Origin of the sequence: Pseudomonas sp. NKUCC02_KPG (assembly GCF_019345465.1) — a bacterium.
Taxonomy (GTDB): domain Bacteria; phylum Pseudomonadota; class Gammaproteobacteria; order Pseudomonadales; family Pseudomonadaceae; genus Aquipseudomonas.
This window is the reverse complement of record NZ_JAHKRC010000002.1, coordinates 51,157-66,231: the sequence shown is the minus strand read 5'-3', so window position 1 is coordinate 66,231 and position 15,075 is coordinate 51,157. Positions and strand designations below refer to the sequence as shown.

The window sequence follows — 15,075 nt, the reverse complement described above, 5'->3', positions numbered from 1 at the left end:
CTGCAGCGCAATAAAAAAGAGGCCCTGAGGCCTCTTTTTATTTATCGGGCTGATTACTTGGGATCAGCCACGCCTGCGGTGTTATCCAGCAGGCTTTTGGTAGCGGTTTGCAGGAAGGATTCGAGCTTTGTCTTAAGCTCGGTCGCTTCAGGCGAATCGGTTACCACTTTTGCGTCAGCATTGGCGCCCAATTTGTACTGCCAAACCTTGGCCGGCATATCCTTGGGTTGAACCAGCAAGTAGTCGTCACTGATGATCGCCACGGTCTGGTCACTGCCGGACGGCTTGATCACACCGCTGCCCTTGTCGCCTTCTGGCAGGGTCAGCAGGTCACGGCCCCAGCATTGCTGACGGAACTCGCCACCCAGACGACCCATGATAGTCGGCACGATATCGACCTGAGTCCCCACGGTGTCATTTCGGGCACCGAACTTCTCCTGAATACCAGGCCCGATCAGCAGCAATGGCACGTTAAAACGCCCAAGGTCCATCTCGGAAATTTGCTGTTCGTTGCCGAACCCGTGGTCGCCGACCACGACAAACAGGGTTTCCTTGAAGTACGGCTCTTTACGCGCTTTTTCGAAGAACTGCCCCAACGCCCAGTCGGAGTAACGCATCGCCGTCAAATGCTCGTTGAGCGAACCACGATCAGTCACCGGCTCAACCGGCAACGGCGTAGGCAAGGCATACGGCGTGTGGTTGGACAGGGTTTGCAGCAACGCATAGAAAGGCTCTTTACCTTCACGCTTTTTCAGCTCTTCGAGGCCACGGTTGAACATGTCCTGGTCAGATACGCCCCAGGTAGGGTCCGAGAACACAGGGTTAACGAAATCGTTACGACCCACAAAAGTAGTCATGCCCTGGTTGCTGAAGAAGCCCGACTGGTTGTCCCAGGCAAAATCACCGTTGTAGACATACACATCATCGAACTTGCGGGCACTCAGCAATTCCGGCAGGCCGGACAACTTGTGGCTACCTTCCGGGGTTTGCATCAGGTATTCAAAACCCGGCAGGTTCGGGAAGCAGGCCATAGTGGCGAACATGCCCTGATGGGTATGGGTGCCGTTGGAGAAGAAGCGCTCAAACAGCAAGCCTTCCTTGGACAGGTTGTCGAAGTAAGGCGTGATATTGCCCGGGCGACCCAGCGCACCCACCGAGTGTCCGGCGAAGCTTTCCATCAGGATCACAACAACGTTCTTGATCGGCAGGGTTTTTTCCGCAGGCGGCGTGGTGTCACGGCGCACAGGGGCCGTATCCGGATCGACCAGCTTGTCGTGTTCGGTCAGCAGCATGTCGCGCACGGTCTGCTGAGCCACAGGCTCTTCCAGCGTGGCCTTCCAGATATTGGTGCGATCGTCACCGAAGCGGCTTTTGGCAGCAGCAATCAGGGACAGGGAACCGTTGAGACCCAACTGGTTAGCGAAGTTGGAGTCCGTTGTGTAGGCATCACCCCAGCGCAGCGGAGGCCCCTGACGCAGGGTGCCGCGAGCCGCAACCACACACACCAGCAGCAGCACCATGAACACGGCAACACGGCCATACCACGGCGCTACAGTGCGCGAAGTGCCCGAGGCAACTGCGCCAGCACTTGGACGGGTTACGCGGTCTGCACCACGGAATGCGAAGTACAGGATCACGGTGCCTACGGCCCAGGCCAACAGGTAACGCACTACCGGGAAGCCATACCACAACATGCTCATGACGGTTTTCGGGTCTTCCTTGACGTACTGGAAAACCAGGCCGTTGAGGCGTTGATGGAACTCACGGTAGAAGTCCATCTCCATCAGGCCCAAAAACAGTGCCAGGCTGGAGGCTGCGAGAAGCCAGAAGCGCAGCACCCCGCGCATGGCCATTGCCTTGACACTGAGCAGCGCCAACAGCAGTGGAATGCTGAAGTAAACGACAATGCGCAAGTCGAAACGCAGGCCGTTGGCGAACGCTTCGAGGAAAGTCGAGGCCGGGGTATCGAGGATCATTTCCCGGTTGTAAACCAGCAATGCCACCCGTAGCAGGGTGAACATCACCATCATGATCAAGGCACAGAGCAGCGTAAACGCCAGATGCGATTTGACGGTCGGTTGCAACACACGCGTGGCAGCATGTTGTTGGCTTGGGGCGTCCGGGTTTGCCATGTCGTTTTAGGACCCATTGGTTCAAGTTGAAGTGGCTTTATTGAGCATTGCCCTGCCCTTGGCACCCATGCGCTTTGGCACAGGCAGAGAGGTCACTCATAGGGGGGCAAATGTTGCATGATCACCCGTGGATTTCCACTGGAACATCGCTCTTCTTTACGCAGGATTTGGCCCGACACTAACCGCTAAACACCGGACTAGAGGCGTTTACACGTTGTGAAGCCGAAAATTTGCGTGCGAATTGTCTTAAAGTTTCCGTGAAAATTTCGTTCAAAGCACATCTTGATACACAAGAAAGGGCCATCAGGCCCTTTCCAGTCATTGCGTCGCCGTTGAGTGTCAGCACCGCCGATTGATCGCGCAGCAGCTTAAATCCGCACATTACCCCGCGGCCCGGCGATGGCCCAAATGACCAGCCCCAACACCGGCAGGAACAGAATCAGCAAGATCCAGAGGATTTTTGCCCCGGTACCCGCACCACTTTTAAGCACGTTGATGATGGCCCAGATATCGAGAGCCAGAATGATCAAACCGATCAGACCATTAAACGTTGAACCCATGATGACGCTCCTGAGTGAGTACGTGTGCACATAGGATAGTCACCCGCAGCCAGGGTTCCGCTTTTAATTGCACAGGCATGGTTTCAGCCGTGCACGGCAACCTTCAAGGCTTCGAGCGAAGGCGCTGCCGCGATACCCGCCTGGGCACACAACTCCAGCACGCGAGGCACGTCGTTGCCATACACCAGTACCACTTGAATCTCGTCATCCAGCGGCTGGCTCAGGTTCAACAGCACATAACCCCCCTTATCGGCGCTCATGCTGCCCATCTGGATCTGGATCCGGTTAAGCGCCGTCAGCGGCTCGGTCTTGGCCAACTGCTTGGGCTTGATATTGAACGCTACGTCCGGGCCAAACGAGGCTACGATCTGGGCAAACAGATCCATGTACGTATCTGCCTGGAACAACACCGTGTCCGGCAAGCTACCCACAATCACCCACTCGCCCAGCGGGATAGGGAAGCTGTCGTCGTAGTTGATGTCCGGATTGGCGGCCAGAAAGCCTGCCTGATCAGCGTAAGCTTGAGCCGCCTCATCAGCGATTGTGGCGATTTCGTCGTCACCCATGCACCCAGAGCTGATTTTGCTGATGAGTTCAACGAGAGTGGTTTTCATGGGCGAGGCCTGTCACAAGGAAATTTAAGGGCGCGCAGGATATAACAATTGCGCCCTTCAAGGGCAATCAGCCCGACAGCTTCTCGAGTTTGGCCACAGCGTCGGTTGCGCCCATGGTCTTGGCCGCATCCAGTGCCGTGATGCCATTGGCATCCTTGGCCTTGGGATCTGCACCCTTGCTGATCAGGTAATCAATGATCTCGGTGCGATTGAACATGGCGGCCATCATCAACGCGGTCCGGCCATCAAACGAAGCGCCTTCGACTTGTGCACCGCCCTCGACGAGGGTTTTGACCATGTGCAGATCACCCTTGAACGCAGCACCGGCAATCGGGCTCTGGCCGTTTTCATTGCGGATTTCGGGATCGGCATTGTGCTCGAGCAGCACCTTAACCGCCTCTACGTGCCCGTGATAGCTGGCCAGCATCAGCAAGGTATCGCCCTTGTGATTGCGCAAGTTGGCCGGCAATCCCTTGCTCAACAGAGCGGCCAGCATCGCAGCATCGCCGTCGCGCGCCTTGTTGAACACCTGTTCGGCAAAGTCGGCGGCCTCTTCAGGGCTCATCTGCCGGGCTTGATCTGCTGGCTTGTTGTCTGACATGTAAAGCTCCACCTTCGCTACAAAAAAACCTAGTTTCCTGAGACGGAGCAAAGGTGTCATCCCTTTTCTTCGCAAGATGACCATAGAAACAATCAATCGACGCTCAGACGCTCATATCAACTGGGCAAAATGCAGGATGCACGATGGCCCTTCATGCAAAATGCACGACAAGTGCATTTTGCATTAAATACAAGCTATTGATTTATAAGGATTTTCTAAAAAAAGAATAGTGGCACAATCGCTGCAACCTCTCCTCCATAGAAGCCCTTCAAGAGCTATGGAGCAAAACACATGAGCCTGATCCAGGAAAAATTCGCATCGTTGTTCTCCAACCACACAGTGACTGTCAAACCCCGCCCGGATGGCGGCGTGCTATTGACCCTGTGTGACAGCGATGGAAAACAGACCCAGCGCACGATCTCCTACGCCCAGTTGCATACCGCAGAACAATTGACGTGGGCCATCAGCGCCATTCGCCGTGACCTCGCCGGCACTGCCAGCGAACTGCCAACGATTTCGCTGCTGCAAAGCCAGCACCGCTTCGCCCTGCCGACCTACCACACCCGCTGATACCGAATGCCTGATGCAAAAAAGCCAGCGATCGCTGGCTTTTTGCTGTGCTCGATTCGGTCGCCTTAATCATCAAGGCCCGGGAAATGGCTGGCGATGTCTGCTCCCGTCGGATGAGCAACCATGCCCTGGGCATTGCCGAACATTCTGATGGCTACAAGGTGCGGGTGCTCACCCATATCAAACCATTGCGCCATGCCGGCAGGCACCGAGAGCAGATCGCTGCGTTCGCACAGCACTGCATAGAGATAATCACCGATGTGCAGCGAAACCAGCCCACGCCCGGCGACAAACAATCGCATTTCATCAGCACCGTGACGATGCTCGTCCAGAAACCTGGCGCGCAACTCGGCTTTTTGCGGGTGTTCGCTGCTGACGCTGACAACGTCAAGGCTGGCGCAGCCGTGTTCGCTCATCAGCCGATCAATCGGCTCACGGCAGGCCTGGACCACTTCGTCCTGGCTGGCGCCCGGCCGGATCGGTGTTGTGGTTGGCAGGCGATCAAAAACCACGCCCTGTTCGGCCAGTGTAGAAACGATGTCTTCAAAGTGGGTCAGCACCTTGTTGGGTAATTCAGGGCTCGATACGTGGTAAACGGACAGGCTGCTCATGGGACGGGGTTCCTTGGCTTGGGCGTGCATTCGGCTGTTGCGGGCAAGGCTCAGTGCCTGTCCTCTTTCAATCGAGTGGCAATGATAACGGCTGCGGTCAGGGCTGCGACGCTTGCCATACTAAAGGTGAAGGTGGGACCCAGGGTGTTCCAGCTATAACCGGAATACAGTGCCCCCACTGCGCCGCCAATCCCGGCCAGGGTGGCGTACAAGGCCTGGCCCTGCCCTTGCTGGCCCGGGCCAAAACTGCGCTGTACAAAGGTCATGGCCGAGGCGTGAAAACTGCCGAAAGTGGCGGCATGCAGCAGCTGCGCCAGCAGCAATACCCACAGGTGCTCGGCAAAAGAACCCAACAATAGCCAGCGCACGGCGGCCAGCATGAAACTGAACATCAACACCCGGCGCACTGAGAACTTGAGCAGGATGCGGCGCATGGCCAAAAACATCAGCACTTCGGCGACCACCCCCAGGGCCCAGAGCAGACCGATCACGCCCCGGCTGTAACCCAGGTCCTCGAGGTGCAGGGTGAGGAAGGTGTAATACGGCCCGTGGCTCATTTGCATCAACGCGACACAGGCATAAAACGCCAGTACACCGGGGCTGCACAATTGCTTTAAAAAGCCGCCCACGACGGCTGCACGCCCCTGACTGGAAGGTTGCGCATTCGGTACCCACAGGCTGCACAGCACAATGCCGCCCATGATCACGATCAGCGCTACCGGGTAGATATCCAGGCTCAGCCACTCAAACAGGCGTCCCAGAATCACCACCGCGAGGATAAAACCGATCGAGCCCCACAGGCGAATCTGGCTGTAACGCTCAGGCTGCTCGCGCAAGTGGGCAAAGGTGATGACTTCGAATTGCGGCAATACGGCGTGCCAGAAGAACGCGTGCAGCGCCATCACCAGTGCCAGCCAGGCATAACTCTGGCTGACGAAAATCAGGGCAAAGCTGAGCAAGGTGCAGAGCGCGCCAAGCCGCACAATCAACAGCCGCTGGCCGGTGTAGTCGCCAAGCCAGCCCCACAGATTGGGGGCCACGCAGCGCATCAACATCGGGATGGCCACCAGTTCGCCTATGCGCGCACTGGAGAAGCCGAGGTGATGAAAGTACAGCGCCAGAAACGGCGCTGTCGCGCCGAGCAAGGCGAAATAGAAAAGATAGAACCCGGACAGGCGCCAGTAAGGAAGTGTCGCCACGGTCGTCAGACCGTGGCGCCCAGCAACCCTTGCATTACAGCTGGCCCAGCACAGGCGTGCTTACACGCACGTCGGCATTTTGCCCACGATGACGCAGCAGGTGGTCCATCAGCACGATGGCCATCATGGCTTCGGCAATCGGGGTGGCACGAATGCCTACACACGGGTCATGACGGCCCTTGGTGATCACGTCCACCGGATTGCCATGCACGTCGATCGAGCGGCCCGGGGTGGTGATGCTCGATGTTGGCTTGAGGGCCAAGTGTGCAACGATCGGCTGGCCGGACGAAATCCCGCCCAGAATGCCGCCCGCGTTGTTGCTGAGGAAGCCTTCGGGAGTCATCTCGTCGCGGTGCTCGGTGCCACGCTGGGCAACGCTGGCAAAGCCGGCGCCAATCTCGATGCCCTTGACCGCGTTGATGCTCATCAGCGCATGGGCCAATTCAGCGTCCAGGCGGTCGAAAATCGGCTCGCCCAGACCCGGAATCACACCTTCGGCGACCACGGTGATTTTGGCACCGACCGAGTCCTGATCACGACGCAGTTGATCCATGTAGGCCTCAAGCTCCGGCACTTTGTCTGGATCAGGGCTGAAAAAGGCGTTTTCTTCAACCGAGTCCCAGGTCTTGAACGGGATTTCGATCGGGCCCAGCTGGCTCATGTAGCCGCGAATCACAATGCCCTGGGTTGCCAGGTACTTTTTGGCAATGGCACCTGCGGCCACACGCATCGCCGTTTCACGGGCCGAGCTGCGACCGCCACCGCGGTAATCCCGCTCGCCGTATTTGTGGTGGTAGGTGTAATCGGCGTGGGCCGGACGAAACAGATCCTTGATCGCCGAGTAGTCCTTGGACTTCTGGTCGGTGTTGCGGATCAACAGGCCGATGGCGCAACCGGTGGTGCGACCTTCAAACACCCCGGAAAGGATTTCGACTTCGTCGGCTTCCTGGCGCTGGGTGGTATGACGGCTGGTGCCGGGCTTGCGTCGATCCAGATCACGCTGCAGGTCTTCAAGGGACAGCTCCAGCCCTGGCGGGCAGCCATCAACAATGGCGACCAACGCCGGACCATGGCTTTCGCCAGCGGTGGTGACAGTGAACAGCTTGCCGTAGGTATTGCCGGACATGCAGGGCGCTCCGCGAAAATCAGCCGATAAAGTTCAGCCCGAAATCGGTTCAAGTTGTGTTGCAGCCACAACAGAAGTTGAACAGATCCCAGATAACCAAATGCGCCAGTATACGCAGGCTACCTCCGTAGTTCATCCTCGAACCTTACTCATCCGGGTTTGTCCAACCGGCACACTAGACAATGATGGCGCTATGATGCTGCGAATACTCTTCTTTGCACTGACCTTGCTTGGCTTTGGCTCCCAGGCCCTGGCAGCCCCCCCTTCCAATGTCTTGCTGCGGCCCATTGAGCTGGATACCGGCTCCGGCACGCTGTATGGCTCGCTGGTATTGCCCAAGAGTGACAAGCCCGTACCTGTGGTGCTGATCATTGCGGGTTCCGGCCCGACCGACCGCGACGGCAACAACCCCATGGGAGGGCGCAATGATGCCCTGAAAAAGCTGGCATGGCGCCTGGCCCAGAGCAATATCGCCAGCGTGCGTTTCGACAAGCGCGGCATTGCCCAAAGCCGGCCTGCCGGGCCTGATGAGCGACAGTTGAACCTGGATCAATATGTCACCGACGCGGTGGCCTGGGGCGAGAAGCTCAAAAGCGACCCGCGCTTTGGCAAGGTGTTTGTGCTCGGACACAGTGAAGGCGCATTGATCGCAAGCCTCGCAGCGCCCAGGATTGGCGCCGCCGGGGTGATTTCCATTGCGGGGACGGGACGTCCGGTGGGCGTCTTGTTGCGCGAACAATTGCAACGCAATCATCTGCCACCGGCACTGCTCAAACGCAGCTTCGAGCTGATCAGCACCCTCGAGGCCGGTCGCACCGACGATAACGTGCCTGACGACCTGCAACTGGTGTTCCGTCCCAGCGTGCAGCCTTACATGATCAGCCTTCTGCGCTACAACCCTGCTACCGCCTTTGCTGCGCTGAAAATGCCGGCGCTGATCATTCAGGGCACTCATGACATCCAGGTTGAGGTCAAGGATGCGCGCCTGCTCAAGGCAGCCAAGCCCGATGCCGTTCTGACGCTGATCAATGGCATGAACCACGTCATGCGGATCGTGCCAATGGACATGAAGCGCCAGATACAGTCCTACAACGACCCCAATCAGCGTCTGGCGGGAGAGCTGGGCGATCGAACTGTGCGCTTTATCACGAAAGTGAACGCCGGCCAGCCCTACAGTCCTGCGCATAACGGCCGATAAACCGGTGTCGGCCGCCTTTGCTTTGCTGACATTTCGGGCTAGCACAGGATTGAGCCGCTATGAGCGACACCCCATCACAACCCGCCGGGACTGAGGCACCGGCAGCGCCCGAGGCGCCGCCCCTGCCTTGGGCTGACGTGCAGCCCGAGCATTTCAGAATGCTGCGCCTCGCCCCTCTGCAGACAGACCGCAGCACCGGGGCACGCCCCCTGCGGTTTGTGCAGTTCGGGTATGCCGAACGCAACAGCAAGGAACTCAGCCTGCTGCGACTGGCTGTCTCCTTGCCTGGCCAGCGGGTACGCGAGGAGCAAAATCATCTCGATGTGTGGGTCGACCACCTGACTCACCGCGTGCGCTTGAGCCCTGAGCGCGGCCTGCAGATTGAACCCCTGAACCGCGGAATAGGCCGCTTCTTACTGGCTCAAGCTGCAAAATGGGTGCAAAAAAGGTGGGCTCAGTACCGCATTGACGGGATCGATCTGCCCAGCAGGGACGCCCTGAACGAAGACAGCCGCCTGCGCCGCGACCATTTTTTGCGCGTGCACGGGTTTGATGTGGTGTATGCCGATGCCCAGTTTCTGAAAGCACGGCTGGAAGACGTACAGGCAGGCGAATTACTGGACAGCTGGAACGTCGAGAAACTTCAGATCCTGGAGATTCTTGATGCCGCGCAAATGCTCCAGCAGGCTGAGCAGAACCTGCAGGAGCAAGATGTGAAGCTGCGGGACAAGGAAGAAAAACTCAGCAGGCACCGGCGCGAAGAGACCGGCTTGCGTTTTACCATCACCTGCCTGGTGGCCTTTTCAGTGTTCCAGGCAGGCTTGTTGATCTGGATTGCGACACACCGCTGAAGCAGGTCGCAATCCGTAGCAGCCTTCGTTCCCAGGCAGCTGCTACTCACCTGCCATCAAACCCGCGAAGCGAACAGCGCCTGATGCTCTCGGCACTGCTCGGCGGTCAGCATGAACACCCCATGACCACCACGCTCGAAATCAAGCCAGGCAAAGTCGACTTCCGGGTACAGCGACTCGACGTGAACCTGGCTGTTGCCCACTTCAACAATCAGCAGGCCTTTTTCGGTCAGATGGTCAGCCGCCTCGGCCAGCATCCGGCGTACCAGGTTCAGACCATCATCGCCGCAAGCCAGGCCCAACTCCGGTTCATGCTGGTACTCGGCAGGCATGTCGGCAAAATCTTCAGCATCGACATACGGCGGGTTGGACACGATCAAGTCGAAGCGCTGCCCCGGCAAACCATCAAAGCCATCGCCCTGAACGGTGTATACGCGCTCGTCAACGCCGTGACGCTCAATATTCTGGTTAGCCACTTCAAGGGCTTCAAACGACAGGTCGGCCAGCACCACTTCGGCGTTCTGGAACTCATAGGCACACGCAATACCGATGCAGCCCGAACCGGTGCACAGATCTAGAATGCGCGACGGCTCAGTCCCCAGCCACGGCTCAAAACGTTTTTCGATCAGCTCACCAATGGGTGAGCGCGGAATCAGTACGCGCTCATCAACAATAAACGACATCCCGCAGAACCACGCTTCGCCCAGCAGATAGGCTGTTGGTACCCGCTCTTCGATGCGGCGCTTGAGCAAATGCTGCAGGTTGACCAGTTCATCGTCTTCAAGGCGGCAATCGAGATAACTGTCCGCGATTTCCCACGGCAGGTTCAGTGCACCCAACACCAGTTGACGGGCTTCGTCCCAAGCGTTGTCGGTGCCATGACCAAAGAACAGCTCTTCCCCATGAAAGTGGCTAACGGCCCAGCGAATATGGTCGCGCAAAGTGCGCAGGCGGGAAGTGATCAATGGTCTTACTCCTCAAAATCGATTGGCGATTCTAACAGCCAAACCTCGACGCGCCAAAGGCAGGCCACCGGTCTACACACCCCGCTGTTTTAAAACGTCAGAACACGTCCATGAAAAACCTGAAATCGCTCCAATTTGTACATTTTTACCTTTCTGCGTTACTCCTTGACATCGCTACAGGCCAGCAACCACACCGCTTGCACGACAGGCCATTCACATAAACGCTCCGCCAGTGGAGAATGTCTCAAAAGCCCCATTCAAAGGAGCCCCCGAATGCCCGCTTTAAAGACGATGTTTCAACTCACTGGACGTGGTTATGCCGCGGCCAATCTGAGCAATGCCAGCCTGCTGATCATCGATGCGCAAAACGAATATCTGAACGGGCCCCTGGCCTTGTCCGGCATGGACGCTGCCACTGCCAACATCGCCCTTTTGCTGGAGGCTGCCCGCAAGGCCAAGCGCCCGGTGATCCATATCCGTCACCTGGGCACCGTTGGCGGCATGTTCGACCCGCAGGGCGAACGAGGCGCGTTCATCAAAGGCCTTGAACCCCAGGGCGATGAGCTGATTATCGAAAAACGCATGCCCAACGCCTTCAATGACACAGGCTTGCAAAAAGCACTGGAGAACCTGGGTTCCCTGGATGTGATCGTCTGCGGCTTCATGAGCCACTCCAGCGTCAGCACCACCGTACGCGCAGCCAAAGACTATGGCCTGCGCTGCACCTTGGTCGAAGATGCCTGCGCCACCCGAGACTTGCCTACCCCGGACGGCATTATCAGCGCAGAGCAGGTTCAGAAAGCCGAGATGGCGATCATGAACGACAACTTCGCCACCCTGACCCTGACTAAAAACCTGATTTGATCTGAATCGGCTTCTGACGGGCGGCCTGCGCAACCGCCCATCAATAAAGACCGTCCACCTGCACGCAGCTTCCTGTTTCCCCCCTCCCAGGAACAACCTGCCCAATTCCCTGTCGAAGGGCCGATACCCTTTAAGGAAAGATCGGAATGAAGATCTCCGATGGTTTTGATGCTCGACGCTTACGCCCCAAGGCACACCGTGACTGGCGCTCACGCCTGGTACTGGTGTTTGCCGCGCTGATTGCGCTTGTGGGCGCGCTGTTACTGGTGGCAGGTGCCGCCAGCCTGATTGGCCGCCCCGGCGCCCTGGGTGAGCTCAATGCCAGCCCGGCGGGTGCAACACTGGTACTGGTGCTTGGCATACTGGTCTGCTGGCTGGGCGTCTGGATGTGGCGTCGTCGCCGTCGCCTGATGCGCCAGCCACTGGGCCTGAACATGGCCCCGCACCTGATGAAAAAACAAGACTGACGCACATCCGCCGCCCGATTGTCGTCGACTTGGGTAAACTAGCCGCCCTTCACGGAGGCTGACATGCAAGACGACGATTTTTCCCTGTTCAAAAACGAGATTCGCGGCGTTAAACCGATCAAGCATGATCGGGCGGACACCGGCAAACCCAAAGCTGACCGTGCACAGCTGGCAAAACTGCGTCAGTCAGCCACTGTGCGCACCAATGCGACCATCATCGACGGCCTGTCAGACCAATTCGTGATCGATGTTGGCCCCGAAGATCAACTGAGCTGGGCCCGTGATGGCGTGCAAGAAAGCCAGATGCGCAAGCTCAAGCTGGGCCAGATCAGCTTCGAAGGCAGCCTTGATCTGCATGGCATGACCGTCGAAAAAGCCCGCGAAACCCTTTGGGAATTCCTCAGCGAAGCTACCCGGCTTGAAGTGCGCTGCGTGCGAGTCACCCACGGCAAGGCCGTACGCCTGGACGGCAAGCGTCCAATGATCAAGAGTCACGTCAATACCTGGCTGCGCCAGCACTCACAGGTACTGGGCTTCTGCTCCTGCCAGGCCAAACATGGCGGTGCCGGCGCGGTGTATGTGATGCTCAAGCGCACCATGATGGAAGGTCGAGACGAATAACACGCTCTGCAAGGATTTAAACCCGCTTGCCTCAGGCAAATCGGTCAAGTCGAGCAGTTATCCACTAACTGCTCAATAAATGCATACTTCATCCGCCCTCTCCAATCCTGACGACTCGCTAAACTTCGCCCCCCCATTAAACTATCTAACTATGCAAAAAGTATGGCTACCCTCGCCTATTAACCTGCTGGATAATACGGGGTAATCGGCGCTTATTTAGCCCTCCACAAATGGATAACCTTTTTGTGACCCCACACCCTCCCAAAACACGCATATTAGTTGTCGACGACCAACCGCTTATCGTTGAAGAGATGTGTGAATTTCTTGAGAGTAACGGGTTCACCTGCATTCCCAGTTACAGTAGCCGCCAGGCCATTGACCTATTCAACGAAGACCCGTCGATCGCCCTGGTGGTGTGCGACTTGCTGATGCCCGGTTTCGACGGCATAGAACTCATCCAGAGGCTCAAGCAATACTCCAAGAAGCATCGCGTCTTCGATGCCGTCCTGCTAAGCGCCCAGGGCGAAAAAAAGGATCTGGTCCGTGCTCTGCGCGAAGGTTTCTCCGACTACCACCAAAAGCCTGTCAACCCCGACTCGCTGCTTCAGACGCTGAAGAAACTCGAAGAAAAGCAAACAGACAGCGCAGCACACAATCAGAGCACCGAGGCCTTGAGCAGGCGTTTGCAAGGCCTGATAAATTCCATAAGCGACATACATTCAGATATTAGAAAAGCCCATCCGCCCCGTACAAGAAATACCAGCAGCCCATCGGACACCGAACAAACGGACTATAAGGAATTTTTATTCAGCAAGTTATCACCTCGCCAACTGCAAGCGGCACAACTTGTCAGCGAAGGTAAAACAAACTACGAAATCGCCAGCGACATGGGCATTACGCCAAATACAGTAAAACTCTATATTTCACAAATACTGAACTTGACGGGCGCCTCCAATAGAACACAGTTAGCGCTCGCTTTAAAATCACATGGATTGAGTCTATAAAGCGATGAACATACGCTACAGCAAAGGGGTTGGCTCCTTTATCACTATTTGTATGCCGGACGCGGTGAGGGTCGGTTTACACCGTCAACTGAATGCAATTAAGAGCGCCAGGAACAGCCTGCAGGTACGCCTGGCCAGTGAGCGCGCAGAGGGCTTTAGTGAAGCACTCAAGACCCTCGATGTATTAACCTGTGAAGATATGGCCAGTGTCTCCCAGGTGATACACGCTGTGGTTCAAGCCAGAACCCAGGCGCTGACACTGTAACCGGGCCATGCACCAAAAAACTCACGGGCCAGGCTGGCGGTGGTCACGATGATTGGTTGAGCGCGCGCCTGGTCGAGTCGGGCTTATTTTCAAGAAGCGCCATCAAATCTGGCCCTCAAAGTGCGCCGACAATACAACTGTCGCCATACCTACGCTACCATGTGCCTCATGGCAGGCATGAACCCTGCGTTTATCGCCAATCAGCTTGGCCACGGCGTGCAGATATTGCTCTCGACTTACGCTAGGTGGCTCAATTCCAGCACAGACTGGAGCGAGCTCGGGAAACTCGAAAACAGCATGATTGGTACAAAATTGGCACGACCCGACGAGGTGCCACTATGAAACCCGCATGGAATATAGCCCTGTGACATTGGAACAAAACTACACCGCGATCCTCGGTCAACTCGGCGAAGACGTTTCCCGTGAAGGCCTTCTGGATACGCCAAAGCGTGCAGCCAAAGCCATGCAGTACCTTTGCCGTGGCTATGAACAAACCCTGGAAGAAGTCACCAACGGTGCCTTGTTCAGCTCTGACAACAGCGAAATGGTGCTGGTTAAAGACATCGAGTTGTACTCGCTGTGCGAACACCACCTGCTGCCGTTTATCGGCAAAGCCCACGTGGCTTACATTCCGAGCGGCAAAGTGCTGGGCCTGTCTAAAGTGGCGCGAATTGTCGACATGTACGCCCGCCGCTTGCAGATCCAGGAAAACCTGAGCCGCCAGATCGCCGACGCAGTGATGCAAGTCACCGGCGCCCTGGGCGTTGCCGTGGTGATTGAAGCCAAGCACATGTGCATGATGATGCGCGGTGTCGAGAAGCAAAATTCGTCGATGATTACATCGGTGATGCTGGGTGAGTTCCGCGAAAACGCCGCCACCCGTAGCGAGTTTCTCAGCTTGATCAAGTAATTGACGACCCGAAAAAGGCCGGCGTTTATCGCCGGTTTTTTTTCGCCTGCCTGTTTTCAGGTAAGCTGCGCCCCTTCTTACTTGCCCATGAGGCTTTTACTGTGTTTATCAAAGCGCTTCGCGTAGGCCTGGGTCAGCTCATCATCGCTGGCGATTTTGTTACCCGGCCCAGCAAAAAGCAGCGCCCGGCAGCCGCTCAGGCGCTGGTCGATCAAGCTGCAAAAAGCCTGACCCTGTACCAGTTCCACGCGTGCCCGTTCTGCGTGAAAACCCGCCGCACGTTGCGCCGCCTGAATGTGCCGGTAGCCCTGCGGGATGCGAAAAACAACGAGCAGGACCGTCAAACCCTGCTGGAGCAAGGCGGCAAGATCAAAGTGCCTTGCCTGCGCATTGAAGAAGACGGCAAGACCACCTGGATGTACGACTCCAAGGTGATCATTGAGTACCTGAACCAGCGCTTTGCCAACGTTTAAAGATCACGCCCCTCCCGCCCATAAAAAAACCGGCTCAAGGCCGG

The 15,075-nt window shown here is 57.0% G+C and carries 18 protein-coding genes and 1 pseudogene; 11 read left to right on the top strand and 8 right to left on the bottom strand.

What is annotated here, in order from left to right; translation table 11 throughout:
• Positions 1–53: 53 nt before the first annotated feature.
• The 4 genes from KO536_RS03040 to KO536_RS03025 form a co-directional block, all read right to left on the bottom strand.
• A complete protein-coding gene (locus KO536_RS03040; protein ID WP_219261040.1) occupies positions 54–2,132 on the bottom strand; it encodes an LTA synthase family protein in 2,079 nt (692 codons plus the stop codon).
• Positions 2,133–2,500: 368 nt separating this feature from the next.
• Entirely contained in the window at positions 2,501–2,692 is a 192-nt protein-coding gene (locus KO536_RS03035; protein ID WP_133076081.1) for a PLDc N-terminal domain-containing protein, read from the bottom strand.
• An 83-nt stretch (positions 2,693–2,775) separates the two neighbouring features.
• Complete coding sequence (locus KO536_RS03030; RefSeq protein ID WP_133076080.1) at positions 2,776–3,306, bottom strand: hypothetical protein; 531 nt, start codon at positions 3,304–3,306, stop codon at positions 2,776–2,778.
• A gap of 67 nt (positions 3,307–3,373) precedes the next feature.
• Entirely contained in the window at positions 3,374–3,907 is a 534-nt protein-coding gene (locus tag KO536_RS03025; protein WP_133076079.1) for an ankyrin repeat domain-containing protein, read from the bottom strand.
• A 291-nt stretch (positions 3,908–4,198) separates the two neighbouring features.
• Between KO536_RS03025 and KO536_RS03020 the strand changes: the two genes are divergently transcribed.
• Positions 4,199–4,477, top strand: a complete 279-nt coding sequence (locus KO536_RS03020) for a DUF3509 domain-containing protein (protein WP_133076078.1) — start codon at positions 4,199–4,201, stop codon at positions 4,475–4,477.
• Positions 4,478–4,542: 65 nt separating this feature from the next.
• On the opposite strand, the gene KO536_RS03015 is transcribed toward KO536_RS03020, so the two are convergent.
• From KO536_RS03015 to aroC, 3 genes are read right to left on the bottom strand one after another with little or no spacing between them, the layout of a single operon-like run.
• Complete coding sequence (locus tag KO536_RS03015; RefSeq protein ID WP_219261039.1) at positions 4,543–5,088, bottom strand: acireductone dioxygenase; 546 nt, start codon at positions 5,086–5,088, stop codon at positions 4,543–4,545.
• Positions 5,089–5,138: 50 nt separating this feature from the next.
• Positions 5,139–6,287, bottom strand: coding sequence for a major facilitator superfamily domain-containing protein 6 (locus KO536_RS03010; protein ID WP_219261038.1), 1,149 nt, complete (start codon positions 6,285–6,287; stop codon positions 5,139–5,141).
• Positions 6,288–6,321: 34 nt separating this feature from the next.
• Entirely contained in the window at positions 6,322–7,413 is a 1,092-nt protein-coding gene (aroC, locus tag KO536_RS03005; protein WP_019826578.1) for a chorismate synthase, read from the bottom strand.
• Positions 7,414–7,606: 193 nt separating this feature from the next.
• Here aroC and KO536_RS03000 point away from each other — a divergent pair, with 193 nt between their 5' ends.
• On the top strand, positions 7,607–8,611 hold the full coding sequence (locus KO536_RS03000; RefSeq protein ID WP_133076075.1) for an alpha/beta hydrolase: 1,005 nt from the start codon (positions 7,607–7,609) through the stop codon (positions 8,609–8,611).
• Between the two features lie 59 nt (positions 8,612–8,670).
• Positions 8,671–9,462 (top strand): hypothetical protein, encoded by a 792-nt coding sequence (locus KO536_RS02995; protein ID WP_133076074.1) that lies wholly within the window; start codon positions 8,671–8,673, stop codon positions 9,460–9,462.
• Between the two features lie 56 nt (positions 9,463–9,518).
• On the opposite strand, the gene prmB is transcribed toward KO536_RS02995, so the two are convergent.
• Complete coding sequence (prmB, locus tag KO536_RS02990) at positions 9,519–10,427, bottom strand: 50S ribosomal protein L3 N(5)-glutamine methyltransferase (protein ID WP_133076073.1); 909 nt, start codon at positions 10,425–10,427, stop codon at positions 9,519–9,521.
• A 273-nt stretch (positions 10,428–10,700) separates the two neighbouring features.
• Between prmB and KO536_RS02985 the strand changes: the two genes are divergently transcribed.
• From KO536_RS02985 to KO536_RS02955, 8 genes and pseudogenes are all read left to right on the top strand, one after another.
• On the top strand, positions 10,701–11,291 hold the full coding sequence (locus KO536_RS02985; RefSeq protein ID WP_133076072.1) for a cysteine hydrolase family protein: 591 nt from the start codon (positions 10,701–10,703) through the stop codon (positions 11,289–11,291).
• A gap of 146 nt (positions 11,292–11,437) precedes the next feature.
• Complete coding sequence (locus KO536_RS02980; RefSeq protein WP_219261037.1) at positions 11,438–11,758, top strand: hypothetical protein; 321 nt, start codon at positions 11,438–11,440, stop codon at positions 11,756–11,758.
• Between the two features lie 63 nt (positions 11,759–11,821).
• Positions 11,822–12,379 carry a Smr/MutS family protein gene (locus tag KO536_RS02975; RefSeq protein WP_133076070.1) on the top strand — a complete coding sequence of 186 codons (558 nt, stop codon included), beginning with the start codon at positions 11,822–11,824 and terminating at the stop codon, positions 12,377–12,379.
• Between the two features lie 245 nt (positions 12,380–12,624).
• Positions 12,625–13,383 carry a response regulator transcription factor gene (locus KO536_RS02970; RefSeq protein ID WP_326397667.1) on the top strand — a complete coding sequence of 253 codons (759 nt, stop codon included), beginning with the start codon at positions 12,625–12,627 and terminating at the stop codon, positions 13,381–13,383.
• Between the two features lie 4 nt (positions 13,384–13,387).
• Positions 13,388–13,648, top strand: a complete 261-nt coding sequence (locus tag KO536_RS02965; protein WP_133076068.1) for a hypothetical protein — start codon at positions 13,388–13,390, stop codon at positions 13,646–13,648.
• Between the two features lie 123 nt (positions 13,649–13,771).
• Positions 13,772–13,990, top strand: a pseudogene (locus KO536_RS24175) (site-specific integrase); the annotation flags it as partial.
• A gap of 22 nt (positions 13,991–14,012) precedes the next feature.
• Complete coding sequence (gene folE / locus KO536_RS02960) at positions 14,013–14,558, top strand: GTP cyclohydrolase I FolE (protein ID WP_019826593.1); 546 nt, start codon at positions 14,013–14,015, stop codon at positions 14,556–14,558.
• Between the two features lie 101 nt (positions 14,559–14,659).
• Positions 14,660–15,031 (top strand): glutathione S-transferase N-terminal domain-containing protein, encoded by a 372-nt coding sequence (locus tag KO536_RS02955; protein WP_133076067.1) that lies wholly within the window; start codon positions 14,660–14,662, stop codon positions 15,029–15,031.
• Positions 15,032–15,075: the final 44 nt, after the last annotated feature.